The sequence below is a fragment of the Phenylobacterium sp. 58.2.17 genome, assembly GCF_026411515.1.
Taxonomy (GTDB): domain Bacteria; phylum Pseudomonadota; class Alphaproteobacteria; order Caulobacterales; family Caulobacteraceae; genus Phenylobacterium.
Map to the genome: position 1 here is coordinate 15,267 of NZ_JAPMTQ010000041.1, position 21,249 is coordinate 36,515.

Sequence of the window (21,249 nt, forward strand, 5' to 3'; positions counted from 1 at the left end):
CGAGCGCCCCCACGCAAGTTTTCCACCTGACGCAGGGGCCGCCCAGCGGCGCGGCTCAGTCTTCGATCGGCATGCCGTAGAGCTCGAGCCGGTGGTCGACCAACTTGTAGCCGAGCTTGCGGGCGATGGCCTCCTGCAGGGCCTCAATCTCCTCGTCGACGAACTCGACGACCTTGCCGGTCTTCATGTCGATCAGGTGGTCGTGGTGGACCTCGGTCGCCTCTTCATAGCGCGAACGGCCGTCGCGGAAGTCGTGCCGGGCGATGATGCCGGCCTCCTCGAACAGGCGCACGGTCCGGTAGACGGTGGCGATCGAGATGTGCGGATCGACCTCGTGAGCGCGGCGGTACAGCTCTTCCACATCGGGGTGGTCATGGGCGGCCGACAGCACGCGCGCGATGACGCGACGCTGCTCGGTCATCCGCATGCCCTTCTCGACGCAGAGGCTTTCGATGCGATCCACGACAGTCTCCTCGGAAATCAACTCGCCGCAAGGATAGGGCGACTAGGTCTCGCGGCCAAGGTCGAGACGCATAACAACGGCATCTGCGCTCCCGGCGGCGCCGCGATCATAGTAGCCGCGACGCAGTCCGGCCCGTTCGAAGCCGGCCCCTTCATAAAGGCCCAGGGCCGGCAGGTTGTCGTGCGCGACCTCCAGGAACATGACGTCGGCCCCCGCCATGCGCGCGGCGCCGGCGGCGGCTTCGACCAGGGCGCGAGCCAGGCCGCGGCGGCGGGCGGCCGGATCGACGGCCAGGGTCAGGATCTCCGCCTCGCCGGCCACGGCGCGGCAGAGGATGAAGGCCAGCGGCGTATCGGTCTCGACCAACAGGGCGAAACCGCCCGGGCCGTCCAGCAGCTGGGCGATCTCGGCGGCGGACCAGGCATGGTCGAAAGCGGCGGCATGGACCTGGGCCAGGACCGGCGCCTCGTGGCCCCAGGCGCCGCGCAGCTTCATTCCGGAAGGCTCCGGCCGCCCGGCAGCTTGGCGTCCGGGGCGCGCAGATAGAGCGGGCGCGGCGGGGTCGGGGCGCGGGCGGCGCCGATGGCGGCGATCGCCGCGGGATCGGCATGGTCGATGACGATCGCCTGGGCCGAGGGCCGCATCTCGGCCAGCAGCGCCGCGCCGGTCCCGACCAGGATGTCGGGGGCCAGCTCGGCGACCCGGGCGGCGGCGGTCTCGATCGGCAGGGCGTCAGGGGCGCTGACCGCCGCGCCATCAGCGAAGGCCTGCAGGTAGACCTGACCACGCTTGGCGTCGAGGACCGCAAACACCCGGCCCATGTGCGGCCGGGCCAGGGCCTCCAGCGAGCCGACCCCCACCGCCGGGATTCCGAGCGCGGCCGACAGACCCTTGGCGAAGGCCAGGCCGACGCGCAGGCCGGTGAACGAGCCGGGGCCCACGGTGACGGCGATGCGGTCGAGTTGGTCGAAGGCGACGCCGGCCTCGCCCATCACCTGCTCCACCAGCGGGGCCAGACGCTCCTGATGGCCGCGGCTCATCGGCTCGACGCGGGCGGCGAGGACCGCGCCGTCGCGGACCACCGCCGCCGAGCAGGCGAACAGGCAGGTGTCGATGGCCAGGATCATCACGGCTGGGACGGGCCCCAACAGGACGCCAAGCGACGCAGACTGGCGTCGACCCAGGCGGCCATCGGCGAGCCGCCCTCGCCGCGCACCTCCAGCTGCACCGGATAGGGCGCGGCCGCGAAGCGGGCGTCCTCGGCCCAGAGCAGGTAGCTGTCGGCGTTGGCGGCGGCGGCGGGCGGCGGCGGCTTGGTCCCGACGCCGGGAACCTCGATGCGCGGGGCCGGCAGCTTCTCCAGACCGGCCACGGCGGCGGTCAGGGCGGGGCAGGACCGCGCCGCGGCCCAGGTGACGACGGCGTCAGCCCCGTCGCGGGTCTGGACCCGGCGCGCAATGGTCTGGCCCTCGCGCAGGTAGAGCGAGACGCCGGTGACGCTGCGGTCGGCGCGGTAGACGGCAAAGGCGCCCCAGGGACGCAGGCCCTCAAGCCGCGCCCCCTTCAGCACCGGCCAGTCATCCTCGCTGGCGGCGGCGGGCGCGGCCAGCACGCCGGCGCCGGCCAGCGCCAGGATCAAGCTTCGGATCGCCCCCACGAAATCAGTCCTCTTGAAGGTTGGCGCGGGTTGCGGGCGGAAAACCGCGTCGCACTTTTCCTCAACCCGCGCGCCCTACAGCGTCTGCTCGACGCGGGTGACCTCGGGCACATAGTGCTTGAGCATATTCTCGACTCCGGCCTTGAGCGTCGCCGACGACGAGGGGCAGCCCGAGCAGGCGCCGCGCATGTGCAGCCACACCACCCCGGTGTCGGGATCGAAGCGGTTGAACAGGATGTCGCCGCCGTCCTGCGCCACAGCCGGACGGATGCGGGTGTCGAGCAGCTCCTTGATCTCGGCGACCACCTGGGCGGTCTCGCCTTCATAGACCGCCTCGTCATGACCGCCGGCCTCAGCGGCGCTCTCGACGAACAGCGGCCGGCCCGAGGTGAAGTGGTCCATGATCGCGGCCAGCACCGGCGCCTTCAGGTGCGGCCAGTCGTGATGGGCGTCCTTGCCGACGGTGACGAAGTCGGCGCCGAAGAACACCCGGGTGACGCCCTCGATGTCGAACAGGTCGGCCGCCAGCGGCGAGACCTGGGCCTCGTCCAGGTCCCGGAAATCGCGCGAGCCCTCGGCGAGGACCTCACGGCCGGGGAGGAACTTCAGAACCTCGGGGTTCGGGGTGGCTTCGGTCTGGATGAACATGAGGCAGATGTGGCGGTTTGGACGCGGAATCGCAAGTTATCCCTCCCCGCCTGGGAAGGGTGGATCGTCGCGCAGCGACGAGACGGCTGGGTTCGCGGACGCCGCAGGCCCAACCCTGGCGGCTTCTCCCCATGAAGGGGACGGAGAGGGTTCACGCCAAATCGGCGATCTCGTCGTCGGTAAGGTCGCCGGGCACCACCGTCACCGGCAGCTTGCGGGTTCCCCACTTCACGCCGTCCTTGGCGATCGAGGAAACCAGCGGGCCAGGGCCGCGACCGCCGACCGAGGAGGCCAGCACCAGGATCTTGATGTCGGGGTCCTCTGAAATGACCTTGCGCAGCGCCGCGCGCGTGCTCTCGGCGTGCATGATGATGAACTCGGGCGCCACGCCGGTCTCGGCGATGACGAACTCGGCCATCTTGTGCAGTACGGCTTCAGCTTCCTCGCGGGCCTGGCGCTCGATCTCCTCGCGCACGCCGCTCCAGTGCTCGAACACCGCCGGCTCGATGACCCGCAGCAGGGCCACGTGGCCGCCGGTCGAGCGCGCGCGCCGGCAGGCGAAGCGGAGGGCCGCCTGAAACTCCGGGCTGTCGTCGGCGATGACGAGGAACTTGCGCTGGCTCATGGGCCGGACGGTGGCCTGCGCAGCGGTTCTGCGCAAGCCACCTTAAGCGCTAGGGTTTCGGGTCAGGCGCCCCAGAAGCCGACGATCTTGCGGACCTCGGCCAGGGTCGGGGCCGCGGCGGCGCGGGCGCGCTCGGCCCCGGCCGCCAGGACGCGGTCGATTTCGGCCGGATCGGCCATCAGGCGGCGCATCTCGTCGCCGACGGGGCCGAGCTTGGCCACCGCCAGATCGGCGAGCTTGGGCTTGAAGGCGCCGAAGCCCTGACCAGCGAACTCGGCCAGCACCTGCGCCGACGTGCGGCCGTCGAGGGCGGCGTAGATGCCGACCAGGTTCTCGGCCTCCGGACGGGCCTTAAGCTCGTCCAGGGTTTCCGGCAGCGGTTCCGGGTCGGTCTTGGCCTTGCGGACCTTCTGGGCGATGGTCTCGGCCTCGTCGAGCAGGTTGAGCCGCGAGTTGTCGGACGGGTCCGACTTGCTCATCTTCGCCGCGCCATCGCGCAGCGACATGATCCGCGCCCCCGGGCCCTGGGTCAGGGCGTCGGGCAGCGGGAAATAGCCCGGGACCTCGAAGTCGTGGTTGAACTTCGCGGCCACGTCGCGGGTCAGTTCGAGATGCTGGCGCTGGTCGTCGCCGACCGGCACCTGGGTCGCCTTGTAGAGCAGGATGTCGGCGGCCTGCAGCACCGGATAGGTGTAGAGGCCGACGCTCGAGCGCTCCTTGTGCTTGCCCGACTTCTCCTTGAACTGGGTCATCCGGTCGAGCCAGCCGAGGCGGGCGACGCAGTTGAAGATCCAGGCCAGCTCGGCGTGCTGCGGCACCGCCGACTGCGGGAAGATCGTCGCGACCTTGGGATCCAGACCCGAGGCGAGATAGGCGGCGGTGATCTCGCGCACCTGGCCGGCCAGCAGCTTGGGGTCCTGCCACACGGTGATCGCGTGCATGTCGGCGACGAAGATGAAGGTCTCCACCTCGTGCTGCAGGCGGGCGAACTTCACCAGCGCGCCGAGATAGTTGCCGAGGTGCAGGGCGCCGGACGGCTGGACGCCGGACAGCACGCGTTGGGGACCGCTGTAGGCGGGGGGAGCTTGGTCAGTCATGGGATCGGCTTCCGAGGGAAGAGGACAGGCAGGCGCGCAGGATCGCGCCGGGAAAGGCGGGGATCAGGCGCTACGCCATCGCCACGTGTTTCGTCCGCTAGCCATGCCTGAGCGAATAAGGCCTGCAGCCGCAGACCGCAAGCCCGTCAGAGGTCGGCCGAGACCACCGCATCGCCTGGCCGCCGGCGCAGCGCGGTCTTGATCTCGCTGGGCGTGATGCCGCGGAAGGCCAGCAGCAGCAGGCCGTAGACGGCCACGCCGACGGCGGCGACGCCAAGCACCGCGATTTCCTTGGCCCCCAGCCCGATGAGGTGGAAGCCGCGCAGCGGCGCCTCCAGCCAGGCGCGCTCGTGGGACGCGAAGGCCAGCAGCGCGCCGAAGACGGTGCTGGCCGCGACGATGCGGCCGATACGGCTCCAGGCCGCCTTGGTCGGCGAATAGTCGCCGCGCTTGGCCAGCAGCAGCACCATCTGGACGACGTTGATCCAGGCCGCCGCGCTGGTCGCCGCGGCGATGCCCTTGACCCCGACGACCTGGAACAGCGCCAAGCCCAGCACGATGTTCACCGCCACCGAGATCAGGCCGAAACGCATCGGCGCCTTGGTGTCGGAGCGGGCGAAAAACGCGGGCTGCAGCACGCGGGCGAGCACGAAGGCCGGGACGCCCCAGCCGTAGTTGAGCAGGATCCAGCCGGTCTGGCGGGCGTCCTCGGCCGTGAAGACCCCCCGCGTGAACAGCCCATCGATCAGGAAGAACGGCATGGCGATCAGCGCCGCGGCGGCCGGGGCGGTCAGGGCCAGCGAGAAGATCACCGCCTGGTCGGTGGCGGCCTGGGCGTCGTCGTGGTCCTTGGCCTGGATGGCGCTGGAGAGGCGGGGCAGCAGGGCGACGCTGACCGCCACCCCGATCAGTCCGAGCGGCAGCTGGTAGAGCCGCGCGGCGACCTCAGTCCAGGCGCGGCCGCCGGCGACCTGCGAGGCGAGGATGCCGGAGATGAAGATGTTGATCTGCACGGCGCTGGCGGCGATCGCCCCGGGCACGGCGAGCGCGATCAGCGCCTTGATCTCGGGCGTCAGCGACGGCCAGCGCACGCGGATGTGGGCCCCGCACTTGCGCGCGCCCCACCACAGCAGGGCCGCCTGGAAGACGCCGGCGATCGGAATGGCGATGGAGGCGGCGTAGGCGGCCAGGATCGGATCGTCCTGCGGGATCACCGCGATCAGCATCACCAGGTTGAGGATGGTCGGAAAGATGCCGGTGATGATGAACCGGCGATGGGCGTTGAGCACCCCCGACAGCAGCGCCCCGATCGCCATGCACGGCAGGTAGGGCATGCTGATCTGAGTCAGTACGATGGCCAGCTTGAACTTGGCCGGGTCCGAGGCGTAGCCCGGATTGATCACGTACATCAGCCACGGCATGGCCAGCTGCGCGGCCAGGGTGATGGCGATGGTCGCCGCCGCCAGGGTGGCCAGGGCGTCGGAGGCGATGCGGTCGGCCTCGGCCTGGCCTTCGCCGGTCAGGGTCTTGGTGTAGGACGGGATGAAGGCCGAGGAGAACGCCCCCTCGGCGAAGATCCGCCGGAACAGGTTCGGGAAGGCAAGGGCCGTATAATAGGCGTCGGCGGCGATGGTCGCGCTGGCGCCCAGCCGCGCGGTCAACACCAGGTCCCGCGCAAGCCCCATGAACCGGCTGATCAGGGTCAGTCCCGACAGCAGCAGGGACGAGCGGATCAATCCGCTCTTGGCGGCAGGAGTGGCGGCTGCGGTCACGGGCGTTGGTGTGCGCTTATGCGGCCGCACCGGTCAAGCCGCCCCGTCAGCGCGCGACGCTAGCGCGCGCCTTCTGCAGGTTGGCCCGCGGCTTCGGGGCGGCGGCCTCGACCTCCTCCAGCACCTTCGTCAGCTGGGACTTCAAGGCCGCCATCCGCTTCGGATCGGTCAGCTTTCCGCCGTCGCGCTCGGTCACGTAGAAGGCGTCGACCGCCCGTTCGCCATAGCCGTCGATGTGCGCCGAAAGGATCGACAGTCCCGCATCGGCGAGGTTGCGGGCCAGGGCCACCAGCAGGCCGGGGCGGTCGCGTCCGGACGCCTCGACCACGGTCGAGACCTCGGACGCCTCATTGTCGAGCATCACGGTCGGGGTGATGGTGAACGCCGCCGCGCGGCCGAAGTCGGTCACCCGGCGCGGTTCGGACTTGGTCAGCTCGCCACGGCCCGCCGCCGCCAGCGAGTCGGCCAGCTTGGCCAGGACGCGCGGATTGTCGGCGCCATAGGCCGCGCCGGTGGCGTCCTGCACGTAGAACACGTCCAGCGCCTGGCCCTGGCGGGACGTGAACACCCGCGCCCCGACGATGTTGGCGCCGGCGGCGGTGACCGCGGCGGCGAGGTCGACGAACAGGCGCGAGCGGTCGGGCGCGGCGATCACCACCTCCGAGGCGTTGAGACCGTTGCGGATGTGGCCTTCGGCGGCCGCGCCGCTCTCGGCCGCGCGGCGGGCGAGGCCGGCATGGACCAGGATCTCGGCGTCGGAGAACGAGGTGAAATAGGCGTCCTCCATCGCCTGCACCCAGTCGGTGGCCGCCGGGTCGGCCGCGATCAGCCGCACGCGGGCGTCATAGGCGGCGTTCTCGTGGTAGCGGCGAATGGCGGCGGCGGCGTCGGAGCCGCGCCCGCCGCGGAACACCGCCTCGGTTGCGCCGTAGAGCTCGCGCATCAACTGGCCCTTCCAGCCGTTCCAGACCCCCGGGCCGACGGCGCGGATGTCGGCCACGGTCAGCACCAGCAGCAGGCGCAGGCGTTCCGGCGTCTCCACGATACGGGCGAAGTCGGCGACGGTGCGCGGGTCGGAGACGTCACGCTTCTGGGCGTAGTCGCTCATCACCAGGTGATGCTCGACCAACCAGGCGACCATCTCGATGCGCTTGCGATCCAGGCCGAGCCGCTCGCAGGCCGACCGCGCGGCGCGGGCCCCGGCCTTCTCCTGGCCCCCTGCCCCGCCCTTGCCGGTGTCGTGCAGCAGCATGGCCAGGAACAGCGCCTCGCGATCGTCGATCAACGGCATGATCGAGGTCGACAGCGGGTGGTCCTCGGCGAAGCGGCCGTTGGCGATGTCGGCGATGACGCCGACGGCCCGCAGGGTGTGCTCGTCAACCGTGTACGAGTGGTACATGTTGAACTGCATCTGGGCGACGATGCGGCCCCATTCCGGAATGAACCGGCCGAGCACGTCGGCGTCGTTCATCATCGACAGCGCCCGCTGCGGATCGCGGCCGTGAGCCAGAATGTCGAGGAACACCTTGGCGGCGGCCGGGTCGCGGCGAACCTTGGAGCCGATGATGCTGGCGCAGCGGCTGGCGGCGGTGAAGGCGTCCGGGTGCAGGTCGAGATCGCGCTGGTCGGCCAGCCGGAACAGACGCAGCAGGTTGACCGGGTCGGTCTCGAACACCTGCGGCCCGTCTACGTTGAGGCGCCCGCCCTCCTCGTGGAAGCCGGGATCCAGCTTCTTGCGCTTGGCCCGGCCGCGTCCGGGGATCAGCCGCGACAGCCCCTTGGGCTGCTGCTTGATCTGCTCGGCCTCGAGCTTGGCGGCGAACACCCGGGTCAGGGCGCCGACCTCCTTGGCGATCAGGAAGTAGCGGCGCATGAACCGCTCGACGGCCGGCGCGTCGCCGCGGTCGCCATAGCCCATCCGCCGGGCGATCTCCGGCTGCAGATCGAAGGTCAGCCGCTCCTCGGGCCGGCCGGTGGCGAAATGCAGGTGGCTACGCACCGCCCAGAGGAAGTCGAACGCCTTGATGAAGGCCGTGACTTCCTTGCGGTCGAACATGTCGAGCTGGACGAAGCCGTCGACGTGGCTGACCGGGTGCAGGTACTGGGCGATCCAGAACAGGGTGTTGAGGTCGCGCAGGCCGCCCTTGCCCTCCTTGACGTTCGGCTCGACCAGATAGCGGCTGGCGCCGGCGCGCTCCTGGCGGATGTCGCGCTCCTTGAGCTTGGCGGCGACGAACTGGGCGGCGGTGCCCTTGACCACCTCGGCGCGGAACCGCTGGAACAGCTCCTCGGCCAGGGCGGCGTCGCCGCTCAGCTGGCGCGCCTCCAGGATCGAGGTGCGGATCGTGTAGTCCTCGCGGCTGAGCTTCAGACATTCCTCGACCGTGCGCGAGGCGTGGCCGACTTTGAAACCGAGGTCCCAGAGCGCGTAGAGCATGTACTCGATCACGCTCTCGGTGTGGGCGGTCTGCTTGTAGGGCCGCAGGAACAGCAGATCGAGATCGGAGAATGGGGCCAGGGTGCCGCGGCCGTAGCCGCCGACCGCCATCAGCGCCAGGCGCTCGCCCTCGGTCGGGTTGCGGGCCCGGAACACGTGGACGGTGGTGAAATCGTAGAGCGCGGTGACCACCTCGTCGGTGACCCCCGACAGCAGCCGCGCGGTCTCGATGCCGCCGGCGCCGTTCTCGAGCCGCTCCTTGGCGATCATGCGGCCACGGAACAGGGCCTGTTTGAGGATCTCCAGCGCCCGGCGGCGCTGTTCCTGCTCGTCGCCGGCGGCGTCGAGGGCGGCGGCGGACAGCTGGGCGCGCAAGCGTACGCCGTCGACGACGTATTCCAGGCGGGTGGGTCGGAGGCGAGGCGGCATAGTGTGGATATAATCACTTCGCGAAGCTGCGGCATCCTCTCCTCTGGTCGGGGAGCGGGCCAGGGCCAAACCGAAACCCGCAGGTCGTCCTTCAGAATACCGGCGGCGCCCGAAAAACGCCCTGGCGCCGGTGCGAGCCGCGGTTCAAGCTTCAGTTTGTAGTCTTTGTTCGCCAAGACTTCAGTCGATTGGGGAACTGCTTACCCATCCTTAACCACGGCCGCTCAAGGACTGCGTGAAGCGGGTTATGGTGGAGTGGATTATGACGGGTAACGGCCTGGACGCGCGCCTGGAGTTCATGCAGGTGACGCCGCAGACCCGCAAGACGCTGCGTGCGGCCCAACCGCTGATCTCCGAGAAGCTGCCCGGCGCGCTCGACCACTTCTACGGCCAGGTCCGCGCGACGCCCGAGACCAAGGTGCACTTCCGCGACGACGGCCACATCAACAAGGCCCAGAACGCCCAGCTGCGTCACTGGCAGGGGATCGCCTCGGGCGACTTCACCGCCGACTACGCCAAGTCGGTGCAGACCATCGGGGCGGTCCACGCCAGGATCGGGCTGGAGCCGCGCTGGTACATCGGCGGCTACGCCCTGGTGCTGGAACAGCTGGTCCGCTCGGTGGTCGCCGAAAAGGGCGCCAAGGGCTTCGGCGCCAAGGCCAAGAACGCCGAGCTGGCCGAAACGCTGTCGGCGCTGATCAAGGGCGCCATGCTCGACATGAGCCTGGTGCTGGACGTCTATTTCGAGGCCGCCGAGGCCGACCGCGCCAAGGCCGAGGCCGAGAAAGCCCGCTCGGCCGCCGAGCAGGCGACCGTGGTGCGCAGCCTGGCCGCGGCGCTGTCGGGTCTGGCCCGCGGCGACCTGACCAGCCGCATCGAAACCCCGCTGTCGGGCGACTACGCCCAGCTGCGCGACGATTTCAACGGCGCGGTCGGCGAGCTGCACGGCGCGATCGCCGCGGTGGTCGACTCCGTCTCGGCGGTGACCGCCACGGTCGGCCAGATGAAGAGCTCGGGCGATGACCTGGCGCGGCGCACCGAGAACCAGGCCGCCAGCCTGGAGGAGACCGCCGCCGCGGTCGAAGAGATCACCGTCACCGTGCAGCGCGCCGCCGAAACCGCCCGCCAGACCTCCGGCGCAGTCGCCGACGCCCGCAAGGAAGCCGAGACCAGCGCCCCGGTGGTCGAGGCCGCGATCTCGGCCATGGGCCAGATCGAGGACTCGTCCAAGCAGATCAGCCAGATCATCGGGGTGATCGACGAGATCGCCTTCCAGACCAACCTGCTGGCCCTTAACGCCGGGGTCGAGGCGGCCCGGGCCGGCGACGCCGGCAAGGGTTTCGCGGTGGTCGCCTCCGAGGTCCGGGCCCTGGCCCAGCGCTCGGCCGACGCCGCCAAAGAGATCAAGACGCTGATCAGCGCCTCGAGCGAGCAGGTCAGCCAGGGGGTCAACCTGGTCGGCGAGACCGGCGAGGCCTTGGGGCGCATCGTCGGCCGCGTGACCGAAGTTCACGGCCTGGTGGCCGACATCTCCAGCTCGACCCAGGAACAGGCCGTCGGCCTCGGCCAGGTCAACAGCGCCGTCAACGAGATGGACCGCGTCACCCAGCAGAACGCCGGCATGGTGCTGGAAACCGCCAACGCCGCGGCCGACCTGGCGCGCGAGGCCCAGAACCTGTCGCAGCTGATCGGCCGCTTCCGGTTGGCGACCGGCGCAGCAGCGGTCGCGCGGCGGGCCGCCTAGGCCCCCGCGATCAGGTCGGCAAGGCGGTCCTGGCCGGTCCAGACCGCCGCTTTCCAGCCGCGCGCCTGGGCCGCCTGCACATTGGCGGCCTTGTCGTCGATGAAGAACAGGTCCTCCGGCGCGAAACCGGTACGGGCCTCGATCTCGGCATAGAATCCGTCGGCCGGCTTGGCGTGGCCGAGGTCGGCCGCGTAGTGCATGGCGTCGAAGCGGTCCTTCAGCCGCATCGCGTCCCACAGATAAGCAGCGCGCTCGTGCTCCTGGACGGTGGCCAGATGCAGCCGCACGCCCTGCGCGCGGATCGCGGCGAGCTGCTCCAGCAGGCCCTGGTCGAGGTGGCTATCGTGCTCGAACCAGTAGGCGCAGAGCTCGTCACAGCTGAGGTGCGGGGCGATCCTGGCCAGCACCGGCGCCAGCCGATCACGCAGCGCCGCGCGGCCATGGACGATGTCGTGGAAGCTCGGCTCGAAGAATTGAGCTTGCAGATCCTCGATCTTGAGGCCGAGATCGCGCTCCAGATTGGCCGACCAGCCCTTCGGATCCGGATGGACGACGATGACGCCGTCGACATCGACCATCAGCGCCTTCACTGCATCAGTTCCTTCAGGCGATAGAGCGCGGCCATCGCCTCGCGCGGGCTCATGCCGTCGAGGTCCAGGGCCTTGAGCTGCGCCTCGACCTCGCTGGGACCGAACGCAGGGGATTCGGGTTCAGCGGCGTGGGCCGCGAACAGCGGCAGATCCTCCAGGTGGGCCGGGGCGCCGGCCTCGCGCTCCAGCCGGTCCAGCACCTCTCGGGCGCGGACCACCACCGCCGGCGGCACCCCGGCCAGCTTGGCGACCTGCACGCCGTAGGAGCGGTCGGCCGGGCCGGGGCCGGCCTCATGCAGGAAGATCAGGTCGCCGTTCCATTCCTTGGCCTTGAGCGACAGGTTGGAGACGTGGGCGAGCCGGTCCTCGAGCACCGCCAGTTCGTGATAGTGGGTGGCGAACAGGCCGCGGCAGCGGTTGGTCTCGTGCAGCGCCTCGGCGCAGGCCCAGGCGATGGCCAGGCCGTCATAGGTCGCGGTGCCCCGGCCGATCTCGTCGAGGATGACCAGCGAGCGCGGCGTCGCCTGGGTCAGGATCGCCGCGGTCTCGACCATCTCGGCCATGAAGGTCGAGCGGCCGCGGGCCAGGTCGTCCCCAGCCCCCACCCGACTGAACAGGCGGTCGACGACGCCGATGCGCAGCGCCTTGGCCGGCACGTAGCACCCGGCCTGGGCCAGCACCGCTAAGAGCGCGTTCTGGCGCAGGAAGGTCGACTTACCGGCCATGTTCGGGCCGGTGACAATGGACAGCCGCGCAGCCGCCGCACCCGCCCCGTCGAGCGCGCAGTCGTTGGGAGTGTAGGGATCGCCGGCCCGCTTGACGGCAGCCTCTACGACCGGATGGCGGGCGGCCTGGGCCTCGAACACCGTCGAGCGGTCGACCACCGGCCGGGCGGCGCCGACATCGTCGGCCCACTCGGCGAGGCCCGCGGCGACGTCGAGCCGCGCCGCGCCTTCGGCGGCGGCCTGGATGGCCGGGGCGATGCGGATCGCCGCCTCGCGCCAGGCCTCGAAGGTGGCGACTTCCATGGCTAGGGCCCGCTCGGCCGCCTGGGCGATACGGGCGTCCAGCTCGGCCAGCTCGACGGTCGTGAAGCGGACCTGGTTGGCCAGGGTCTGGCGGTGGATGAAGGTGGTGTTGAGCGGGGCGCTCATCAGCGGCTCGGCCGCCTTGGCGGTGGCCTCGACGAAGTAGCCGAGGACGGCGTTGTGACGGATCTTCAGCGCCACGCCGCTCTCGGCCGCCAGCTTGGCCTCAAGCTGCAGGATCACCTTGCGGCTATCGTCGCGCAGGGCGCGGGCCTGATCGAGCTCGGCGCGGACCCCGGCCGCGACGAAGCCGCCGTCGCGGGCCTGGGCCGGCAAGTCCTCGTCGAGGCCGTCCGCCAGCATGCGGCGGAACTCGGCCAGTTCGAGGTCGGCGGTCGGATGCAGCGCGGACAAGGCGCCGGCGATCTCGGCCGGGGCCGGATCCAGCGGCTCGGGCGCAGCGAACAGGCCGAAGATCGCCTCGCCGCCCGCGAGGCCCGCCTTCAGCGAGCCGAGATCGCGCGGGCCGCCGCGGCCGAGCGCCAGGCGGGACAAGGCGCGGGCCATGTCGCCCATGCCGCGCAGATGGTCACGCAGCTTGGCTCGCAGGGGGCGGCGCTCGCAGAACCATTCGATGGCGTCCAGGCGGGCATCGATGGCGGCCGGGTCGAGCAGCGGCCGGGCCAGCCGCGAGGCCAGCAGGCGCGCGCCGGGCGCGGTGATGGTGCGATCGATGGCCCCGAGCAGCGAGCCGTCACGCGAGCCGGAGGTCGACTTCTCGATCTCCAGGCTGGATCGAGTGGCCGGGTCGATGGCCATGACGTCGGCCTCGCCCGCCCGCCGCGGAGCGGTGAGCGCCGGCAGGCGGCCGGCCTGGGTGGTTTCCAGGTGGGCGGCGATGAGGCCCAGCGCCGAGACCTCGGCGCCGGTCAGCTCGCCGAAGCCGTCGAGGGTCTCGACCCCGTAAAGCCGCTTCAGCCGCGCCTCGGACGCCGAGGGCTCGGACAGCGCCGAGGGCATCGGTTGGATCAGCCCGCCGGCCGACTTGAAGGTCGCCGCCAGGGTTTCGTCGGCGAACAAGCGGTCGGGGACCAGGGTCTCGGACGGGCCGAGGGCGGCCAGGGCCGAGGCCAGGCTGTCGCGCGAGAGCGCCATGCACTCCACCTCGCCGGTGGAGAGCTCGACGCTGGCCACGGCCGCGGCGCCAGCGCGCACGGCGACGGCGGCCAGGCGGTTGGCGCCGCGGGCGTCGAGCAAGCCGTCCTCGGTCAGGGTGCCGGGGGTGACGACACGCACGACGTCGCGACGGACCACGGACTTGGAGCCGCGCTTCTTAGCTTCGGCCGGGTCTTCCATCTGCTCGCAGAGAGCGACCTTGAAGCCCGAGCGGACCAGCTTGGCGAGATAGGCCTCGGCCGCATGCACCGGCACGCCGCACATCGGGATCGGCGCGCCGCCGTGGTTGCCGCGCGCGGTCAGGGTGATGCTCAGCGCCGCGGCGGCCTTTTCGGCGTCCTCGAAGAACAGCTCGTAAAAGTCGCCCATGCGGAAGAACACCAGCGCATCGGGCTGGCGGGCCTTGGCCTCGAAGAACTGGGCCATGACCGGCGTGGCGCCGGTCGGGTCGGGAATGGCGGAGGTCGGAGCATTCATGAGCCCGCGGAAGCTAATCGGGTCCGTGCGATCCGTCAGCCCCTGACAGCCGCGTGAGGCCCCTTGAACAGCAGCCTGCGACTTCCAAGCTGTGGCTAAGTGAGGAGCCGCCCTTGCCGCACGTGATCTTTCCCGCAGGACCCGACGACGCCGAGGATCTGGCGCGCGTCCACATCACGTCGTGGCGCGAGACCTATCAGGGACTGCTCCCGGACTCCTATCTGGCCCGCATGTCGATCCCGGTCTATGCGCGGCGCTTCCGGGCCGGACTGCTGCAGCCGGGCGAGCGTGAGGCGACCCTGGCGGCGGCCGATCGCACGCGGCTCGTGGGCTACGCCTCGGGCGGCCCGTCGCGGTCGCGGCGCCTGGGCGAGGCCGAGATCATGACGCTGTACGTGCTGAAGGCGGCCCAGGGCCACGGCCTCGGGCGCGAGCTGATGACGGGCCTGGCCCGCGTGTTCGCCGCCAACGGCGCGACCAGCCTGATGCTCTCGGTGCTGCGCGACAACATTCCAGCCCGGCAGTTTTATGAGCATCTGGGCGGCCTGGCCGAGGCGCCGCGGCGCGAGCCGGGGCCCGGCGGCGTCACCCACGAGGTCAGCTATCGCTGGCCCGACATCCGCAGCCTGACCGGCTAGAGCATTTTCCGATCTGATTGGATCGAAAATGCTCATGATTCTTTGAATTTAGAGCATTTTCTTCGCCGAACCGGTAGCCACTTCGGCGGAAAATGCTCTAGGCTGCCGAGACCGCCACCACGGCGCGGGCCATGGCCCCGACGACCCGCTGAGCGTCGGCGACCGTCAAACCCTGGTCCTCGCGCAGGCGACGCCAGACGTCGAAGCTGAGCGCCAGATCGAGCGCCTCCAGCAGATCGCCGTCGACCACAGCGACCCCGTCCAGGTGACGCAGCAGCAGTTCGCGCTGACGGCGCACGAAGGCCTGGTGACCGGCGGTCAGGCTGGGCGAACGCGCGCGATTGGCGTCGGCGAAGGCCTTCGGTCGGGCGAGCTTTTCGAACACCACGGCGCGGCGCGCGACCAGCTGGTCGAGACGCTCGGCCAGGGTCCCGTGGACCGGCTCGTCGTAGATGGGAGCCAGGCGCTCGTCCATGACCTGCTGCAGACCGCGGTGCAGGCCTTCGACGTCGTTGAACAGCCGGAAGACCGTGCGCACGCCGACCCCGGCGCGGATCGCCACCGCCTCGGCCGAGGGCTGCACCTCGCCGGCCTGGATCAGGTCGACCATCGCCTCGAGGATGCGCGCACGGCTGGCGACGGCGCGCTCACGGCGACCGTCCCGTTTTTCGATAGCTTCGACTGTGCCGCTCATCTGCCGTTGATAGCCCGAGCCGGACGCGCGCGCGACGGGGTCAGCCGCCGGTGACGTCGTCCCAGAACTGTTTGGCCTTGCCGATGAAGTTGGCCGATTTCGGATGCTGCTGCTCGCCGCAGATTTCGACGAATTCGCGCATCAGCTCCTTCTGGCGGGCGGTGAGTTTGGTCGGAGTCTCGACGAACAGTTCGACAACCAGGTCGCCGCGATCGCGCGAGCGCAGCGACGGCATGCCTTTGCCCTTCAGGCGCACGGTGCGGCCGGTCTGCGAGCCTTCCGGCACCTTGACCTCGATACGGCAGGCGCCGTCGCAGTTGTCGCCGCCCATCAGGCAGGGCGCTTCGATCTCACCGCCCAAGGCGGCCACCGCCATGGGCACCGGCACGGTGCAGAGCAGGTCCAGGCCGTCGCGATCGAACAGGTCGTGCGGGCGTACGGACAGGAAGATGTAGAGGTCGCCGCGCGGCCCGCCGCGCGCCCCGGCGTCGCCCTCGCCCGCCAGGCGAATGCGTGCGCCGTCGTCGACGCCGGCCGGGATGCGGACCTGCAGGGTGCGCTGCTTGCGCACCTGGCCGTGGCCGTGACAGTCCTCGCAGGGGTCCAGCACCAAGCGTCCGGAGCCGCCGCAGCGCGGACAGGCCCGCTCGATCGAGAAGAAGCCCTGGCTGGCGCGCACGCGGCCCGCGCCGCCGCAGCCGCCGCAGACGGTCGGGCTGGTGCCCGGACGCGCGCCGGATCCATCGCAGGTTTCGCAGTTGATCGAAGCCGGCACGGTGATCTCGACCTCGGAGCCGGCATAGGCCTGCTCCAGGGTGATCTCCAGGTCGTAGCGTAGGTCCTGGCCGCGGGCCGGGCCCGAGCGCTGGCGGCCGCGGCCGCCGAACATGTCGCCGAAGACGTCGCCGAACACCTCGTTGAAGATGTCGTTCACGTCGTGGAACTGGCCGCCGCCGCCGCCACCCGGCGCGCCGTTGACGCCGGCATGGCCGAAGCGGTCGTAGGCGGCGCGCTTCTGGGGATCGGAGAGGACCGAATAGGCCTCGTTGATCTCCTTGAACCGGCCAGCCGCTTCCTCGCACCCGCCGTTGCGGTCGGGGTGGTGCTCCATGGCGAGCTTGCGGAACGACGACTTCAGCGCAGCTTCGTCCGCGCTCCGTTCCACGCCGAGGATCTCGTAATAATCCCGCATGCTATGTCAGAGGTTCAAATTGATCTGAGAATTGAGGTGGGATGATCCCCGCCCGACTGCAAGGCTTATTCCAAACCGGAGCAGGCGGAGATTTCCACTGGGGAGCGCCCGAACCGATGGCGGTCGTCTCGCAGAATTTGCGGATGACCGCCATCGGGCGGAACGTCACGCCGACTTCTTGTCGTCGTCGGCCACTTCTTCGAATTCGGCGTCGACCACGTCGTCGGCCGCCGCGCCCTGGGGCTGCTCTTCCGAGCCGCCTTGCTGGGCCGCATACATCGCCTCGCCCAGCTTCATCGAAGCCTGAATGAGGGTCTGGGTCTTGGCCGAGATCGCCTCGGCGTCGTCACCTTCCAGCGCGGACTTCGCGTCAGCGAGCGCCGTCTCGATGGCCGACTTGTCGTCGCCCGAGATCTTGTCGCCGTGCTCGGCCAGGGCCTTTTCGGTGGAGTGCACCACCGCCTCGGCCTGGTTCTTGGCCTCGACGACGGCCTTGCGCTTTTCGTCCTCGGCTTTGTTGGCCTCGGCTTCCTGGACCATCTTGTCGATGTCCGCATCCGAGAGGCCGCCATTGGCCTGAATGCGGATCGACTGCTCCTTGCTGGTCGCCTTGTCGCGGGCCGACACGTTGACGATGCCGTTGGCGTCGATGTCGAAGGTGACTTCGACCTGCGGCACGCCACGCGGGGCCGGCGGAATGCCGACCAGGTCGAACTGACCCAGCATCTTGTTGTCGTGCGCCATCGGGCGTTCGCCCTGGAACACGCGGATGGTCACGGCCGACTGGTTGTCATCAGCGGTCGAGAAGGTCTGCGAACGCTTGGTCGGGATCGTGGTGTTGCGTTCGATCAGCGGAGTGAACACGCCGCCCAGGGTTTCGATGCCCAGGGTCAGCGGGGTGACGTCCAGCAGCAGCACGTCCTTGACGTCGCCTTGCAGCACGCCGGCCTGCACCGCAGCGCCGAGCGCCACGACTTCGTCCGGGTTCACCCCCTTGTGGGGCTCGCGGCCGAAGAACTCCTTCACGGTCTCAACGACCTTGGGCATGCGGGTCATGCCGCCGACCAGGATCACCTCGTCGATGTCGGTCTTCTTCAGGCCGGCGTCCTTCAGCGCCTGCTCGCAGGGGCCGACGGTGCGCGCGACCAGGTCTTCGACCAGGGCTTCGAGCTTGGCGCGCGAGAGCTTGATGTTCAGGTGCAGCGGGCCCGAGGCGTTCATCGAGATGAACGGCAGGTTGACCTCGTACTGGGCGACCGAGGACAGCTCCTTCTTGGCCTTTTCGCCTTCTTCCTTCAGGCGCTGCAGGGCCAGCTTGTCGTTCCGCAGATCGACGCCGGTTTCCTTTTTGAACTCGTCGGCAAGGTACTCGACGATGCGCATGTCGAAGTCTTCACCGCCGAGGAAGGTGTCGCCGTTGGTGGCCTTCACCTCGAACACGCCGTCGCCGATCTCCAGGATCGAGACGTCGAAGGTGCCGCCGCCGAGGTCGTAGACGGCGATCTTCTTGCCGTCGTTCTTTTCAAGGCCGTAGGCGAGCGCCGCCGCGGTCGGTTCGTTGATGATGCGCAAGACTTCCAGGCCGGCGATCTTGCCAGCGTCCTTGGTCGCCTGACGCTGGGCGTCGTTGAAGTAGGCCGGGACGGTGATGACCGCCTTCTCGACCTTCTCGCCGAGGTGCTGCTCGGCGGCTTCCTTCATCTTCTGCAGGATGAAGGCCGAGACCTGCTGGGGCGAATAGTCCTTGCCGTGGGCCTTCACCCAGGCGTCGCCGTTCGGGCCCTTGACGATCTCGTAGGGCACCATGCCCTTGTCCTTCTCCACCAGCGGATCGTTGTACTGACGACCGATCAGACGCTTGATGGCGAACAGGGTGTTGGCGGGGTTGGTGACAGCCTGCCGCTTGGCCGGTTGGCCGACGAGGCGCTCGCCGTCGTCGAGGATGGCGACGACCGACGGAGTGGTCCGCACGCCCTCGGCGTTCTCAATCACTTTCGGCGCTTTGCCGTCCATGATGGCGACGCACGAGTTGGTCGTGCCCAAGTCGATGCCGATGATCTTGCTCATATCGAGTCTTGCTCGCTCCTGAATGGCGGACGCCGGTTTGAGGGCCTTCGTTTGAAGCACCCCGGTTCTTCTCGGCATCCCCGGTTCGAATAAGGGCTCGGCCGGTTAACCCATGGGGCAACCAGCGTCGAGTCGCGATATGGGATCACATGCACCAGCCGCAAGTGCGTAATGACCCTATAACGTGCGGGGTCTTCGCCCCAGCGGCTCGGGCCAAGCCTCTAATATCCCTGCATAAGCTTCGCTGTCGTAAGGAGTCGCGCCCCCACCGGCGGCCAGGTAGGCATGCTGGACGACCATCGCCTGCTGCTCGATGTTGAGCTGAGAAAATGACCGGCCGTCCGCCAAATCATATGCGTAGGCGGCTCGGCCGTCCCCGGCGCGGAGCTTGGCGAAGGGCAGAAAGACCCCTTGCTGGGCCTGCCAGACGTGCACCAGTTCATGCACCAGCACCGAGCGCAACCAGAGCGGAGCGGTCGAAAAGTCGGCCAGGGCCGAGGCCGCCGGCCAGACCACCAGCCCGGCCGACGGGACGAAAGGTCGCGGCCAGACCGGCAGGCTGAGAATCCGCACCCGCGCCGGGTCAAGACCCGCGCCGAACACCTGCCCGCACAGGTCCCGCTCGCCGGAGGTCAGCCGGCGCGCGCGCAGGGGCGGCATGCAAAGGTCGCTGGCGGCGCGGGTCGTCATTGCGCCTATATGAGCACCGATGAGCCTTTCGACGACCAGTGGATTCCGACTGCTGCCGGGCCGGCTGTCGCCCGCCGCCCAGGCCGAGCTGCTGGCGCAGATCACCGCCGGCCTGGCCGATGCGCCGCTGGTCCACCAGTCGACGCCCGGCGGCAAGCCGATGAGCGTGGCGATGAGCAGCTTCGGCGCGCTCGGCTGGACCACCGACGCCAAGGGCTATCGTTACGAGCCGCGGCACCCGACCACCGGCAGGTTCTGGCCGCCGATGCCCACCATCCTGACGGAGCTCTGGCGCGAACTGGCCGACCCCGAGGTTCCCCCCGACGCGTGCCTGATCAACTTTTATAACGCGCAGGCGAAGATGGGCCTGCACCAGGACAAGGACGAGGCCGACTTCCGGTTTCCAGTGCTGTCGGTCTCGCTCGGCGACACGGCGGTGTTCCGCATCGGCGGTCTCAAGCGCAGCGATCCGACCACCTCGGTGCGGCTGTCGTCGGGCGACGTCTGCCTGCTGGCCGGCGAGGCGCGGCTGTATCATCACGGGGTCGACCGCATCCTGCCGGGATCGTCACGGCTGGTGCCGGGCGGCGGGCGGTTCAACCTGACCCTGCGGCGGGCCGCGCCAGCCTAGTAGGGCGGCTGCTCGGGCGGCGGGGTCAGGCCGTCGATCAGGTCGCCGACCCGGTCTTCCTCGGGCGGCGGCGGGGTCGGCGCCTTGGGCGGCGGCGCGGGCTGAGGCGCCTTCTCCACTGGAGCCGGGGCCTGTTCGGCCTCTTCGGCGGGCTTTTCCTCTTCCTTCTTCGGCTCGGGGGCCAGTTCGGAAGGGGTCAGCACCAGGTCGTCGAGCGGCTGGGCGTCGCTGGCCTGGATCGGCGCGCCGCCGCCGGCCGCCTCGCCGGGCAGCCGAGCCCGTTCCGGAGCGCCACGCACGCCGAGGATGAACCCGCCCACGGCGCAGAGGCCGAGGATGACGGCGACGAACCGCAGGACGCTTCGAGGCATGCTCCACATGCGGCGAACCTAGATGGGCTTGGCCAAAACGGAAACGGGATTTTGCGGGTACGGCGGCGCTTACGGCCGGGCTTGGTAAACGCCTCTTAACCCTCGTCCGGGCAAACAAGGGGTCTCTGAAATCAGGAGTTCGGGATGGCGCGGGCGGCGCGAAAGACGGGTGTCGAGCTGGGGATGCACATTGCCGGCCTGGCCTGGTCGCATCCAGCCACGGCGCGGCTGCGCGGCGGCATCGTCGCGGCGGCCGGCATCGCCCTGATCATCGCGCTGGCGACCTACAACGCCGCCGACCCGAGCCTCAACGCCGCCTCGGCCCTGTCGCCGACCAACGCCCTGGGCGCGCCCGGCGCAACGGCCGCCGACGCCGGGATCCAGTCGCTGGGCCTGGCCGCCGGCGTCGGCGCCCTTTTGATGGTGGTGTTCGGCCTGGGCCGCGCCACCACCCCGCAACCGGACCTGACCCGCCGCAAGGTGCGCCTGCGCGCCGCCATCGGCCTGCTCGGCGTGATGGCGCTGGCTGGCCTGCTGAGCGCGCCCCCAGCGCCCGCAGCCTGGCCGCTGGCCAAAGGCCTGGGCGGGTTCTGGGGCGACGGCCTGCTGCACGCGATCGCCGGCCTGTTCGCCTACGCCCACATTCCAGGCGGCGTACTGATCGCCTCGCTGCTGCTGCTGGCCGCCGCCGCCGCCGGTCTGGGCTTCGCTATCGGCGTGCGCCGCTCGGAGCTGGCCGCCAGCATCGAGTGGGTCCGCAACGCCCTGCAGCAGGCCCCGCAGGCCCCTGCCCCGCCGGCCAAGCCGGCCCGCGCCGCGGCCG

Annotated in this window: 20 protein-coding genes; 4 read left to right on the top strand and 16 right to left on the bottom strand. The window is 70.0% G+C overall.

Annotation, left to right across the window (positions count from 1 at the left end; all coding sequences use genetic code 11):
* Window positions 1-55: 55 nt before the first annotated feature.
* The 9 genes from OUA97_RS18980 to OUA97_RS19020 all read right to left on the bottom strand — a co-directional run bounded on the left by OUA97_RS18980 (window position 56) and on the right by OUA97_RS19020 (window position 9,128).
* Entirely contained in the window at window positions 56-463 is a 408-nt protein-coding gene (locus tag OUA97_RS18980) for a Fur family transcriptional regulator (protein ID WP_267233597.1), read from the bottom strand.
* Window positions 464-505: 42 nt separating this feature from the next.
* A complete protein-coding gene (locus OUA97_RS18985) occupies window positions 506-958 on the bottom strand; it encodes a GNAT family N-acetyltransferase (RefSeq protein WP_267233598.1) in 453 nt (150 codons plus the stop codon).
* A complete protein-coding gene (tsaB, locus tag OUA97_RS18990) occupies window positions 955-1,590 on the bottom strand; it encodes a tRNA (adenosine(37)-N6)-threonylcarbamoyltransferase complex dimerization subunit type 1 TsaB (RefSeq protein WP_267233599.1) in 636 nt (211 codons plus the stop codon). Before tsaB ends, OUA97_RS18985 begins: the two co-directional genes overlap by 4 nt.
* Window positions 1,590-2,120, bottom strand: a complete 531-nt coding sequence (locus tag OUA97_RS18995) for a hypothetical protein (protein WP_267233600.1) — start codon at window positions 2,118-2,120, stop codon at window positions 1,590-1,592. The genes tsaB and OUA97_RS18995 overlap by 1 nt, the downstream gene beginning before the upstream one ends.
* A gap of 75 nt (window positions 2,121-2,195) precedes the next feature.
* Window positions 2,196-2,768, bottom strand: a complete 573-nt coding sequence (locus OUA97_RS19000) for a NifU family protein (protein WP_267233601.1) — start codon at window positions 2,766-2,768, stop codon at window positions 2,196-2,198.
* Between the two features lie 151 nt (window positions 2,769-2,919).
* On the bottom strand, window positions 2,920-3,393 hold the full coding sequence (locus tag OUA97_RS19005) for a universal stress protein (protein WP_267233602.1): 474 nt from the start codon (window positions 3,391-3,393) through the stop codon (window positions 2,920-2,922).
* A gap of 62 nt (window positions 3,394-3,455) precedes the next feature.
* Window positions 3,456-4,490 (bottom strand): tryptophan--tRNA ligase, encoded by a 1,035-nt coding sequence (trpS, locus tag OUA97_RS19010; RefSeq protein ID WP_267233603.1) that lies wholly within the window; start codon window positions 4,488-4,490, stop codon window positions 3,456-3,458.
* A gap of 146 nt (window positions 4,491-4,636) precedes the next feature.
* A complete protein-coding gene (murJ, locus tag OUA97_RS19015; protein ID WP_267233604.1) occupies window positions 4,637-6,262 on the bottom strand; it encodes a murein biosynthesis integral membrane protein MurJ in 1,626 nt (541 codons plus the stop codon).
* 46 nt (window positions 6,263-6,308) lie between these two features.
* Window positions 6,309-9,128, bottom strand: a complete 2,820-nt coding sequence (locus OUA97_RS19020; protein WP_267233605.1) for a [protein-PII] uridylyltransferase — start codon at window positions 9,126-9,128, stop codon at window positions 6,309-6,311.
* Between the two features lie 262 nt (window positions 9,129-9,390).
* Here OUA97_RS19020 and OUA97_RS19025 point away from each other — a divergent pair, with 262 nt between their 5' ends.
* Entirely contained in the window at window positions 9,391-10,872 is a 1,482-nt protein-coding gene (locus tag OUA97_RS19025) for a globin-coupled sensor protein (protein WP_267233606.1), read from the top strand.
* On the opposite strand, the gene OUA97_RS19030 is transcribed toward OUA97_RS19025, so the two are convergent.
* Complete coding sequence (locus tag OUA97_RS19030) at window positions 10,869-11,450, bottom strand: HAD-IA family hydrolase (protein ID WP_267233607.1); 582 nt, start codon at window positions 11,448-11,450, stop codon at window positions 10,869-10,871. The two genes, OUA97_RS19025 and OUA97_RS19030, sit on opposite strands and share 4 nt — an antisense overlap.
* An 8-nt stretch (window positions 11,451-11,458) precedes the next feature.
* Window positions 11,459-14,143: a DNA mismatch repair protein MutS gene (gene mutS / locus OUA97_RS19035; RefSeq protein ID WP_267233608.1), complete on the bottom strand. Its 2,685-nt coding sequence runs from the start codon at window positions 14,141-14,143 to the stop codon at window positions 11,459-11,461.
* A gap of 122 nt (window positions 14,144-14,265) precedes the next feature.
* Between mutS and OUA97_RS19040 the strand changes: the two genes are divergently transcribed.
* Window positions 14,266-14,781 carry a GNAT family N-acetyltransferase gene (locus OUA97_RS19040; protein WP_267233618.1) on the top strand — a complete coding sequence of 172 codons (516 nt, stop codon included), beginning with the start codon at window positions 14,266-14,268 and terminating at the stop codon, window positions 14,779-14,781.
* Between the two features lie 97 nt (window positions 14,782-14,878).
* On the opposite strand, the gene OUA97_RS19045 is transcribed toward OUA97_RS19040, so the two are convergent.
* The 4 genes from OUA97_RS19045 to OUA97_RS19060 form a co-directional block, all read right to left on the bottom strand.
* Window positions 14,879-15,475 (bottom strand): TetR/AcrR family transcriptional regulator, encoded by a 597-nt coding sequence (locus tag OUA97_RS19045; protein WP_267233609.1) that lies wholly within the window; start codon window positions 15,473-15,475, stop codon window positions 14,879-14,881.
* A 40-nt stretch (window positions 15,476-15,515) separates the two neighbouring features.
* Window positions 15,516-16,667 (bottom strand): molecular chaperone DnaJ, encoded by a 1,152-nt coding sequence (gene dnaJ / locus OUA97_RS19050; protein WP_267233610.1) that lies wholly within the window; start codon window positions 16,665-16,667, stop codon window positions 15,516-15,518.
* Between the two features lie 165 nt (window positions 16,668-16,832).
* Window positions 16,833-18,734, bottom strand: a complete 1,902-nt coding sequence (gene dnaK / locus OUA97_RS19055; RefSeq protein ID WP_267233611.1) for a molecular chaperone DnaK — start codon at window positions 18,732-18,734, stop codon at window positions 16,833-16,835.
* Window positions 18,735-18,911: 177 nt separating this feature from the next.
* On the bottom strand, window positions 18,912-19,394 hold the full coding sequence (locus OUA97_RS19060; protein WP_267233612.1) for a hypothetical protein: 483 nt from the start codon (window positions 19,392-19,394) through the stop codon (window positions 18,912-18,914).
* A gap of 49 nt (window positions 19,395-19,443) precedes the next feature.
* Here OUA97_RS19060 and OUA97_RS19065 point away from each other — a divergent pair, with 49 nt between their 5' ends.
* Window positions 19,444-20,055, top strand: coding sequence for an alpha-ketoglutarate-dependent dioxygenase AlkB (locus OUA97_RS19065; protein ID WP_267233613.1), 612 nt, complete (start codon window positions 19,444-19,446; stop codon window positions 20,053-20,055).
* Here OUA97_RS19065 and OUA97_RS19070 read toward each other — a convergent pair.
* Complete coding sequence (locus OUA97_RS19070; RefSeq protein ID WP_267233614.1) at window positions 20,052-20,426, bottom strand: hypothetical protein; 375 nt, start codon at window positions 20,424-20,426, stop codon at window positions 20,052-20,054. The genes OUA97_RS19065 and OUA97_RS19070 overlap by 4 nt on opposite strands.
* Before the next feature lie 183 nt (window positions 20,427-20,609).
* Between OUA97_RS19070 and OUA97_RS19075 the strand changes: the two genes are divergently transcribed.
* Window positions 20,610-21,249 (top strand): DNA translocase FtsK 4TM domain-containing protein (locus OUA97_RS19075; protein WP_267233615.1); only part of this gene is annotated, 640 nt, incomplete at its 3' end.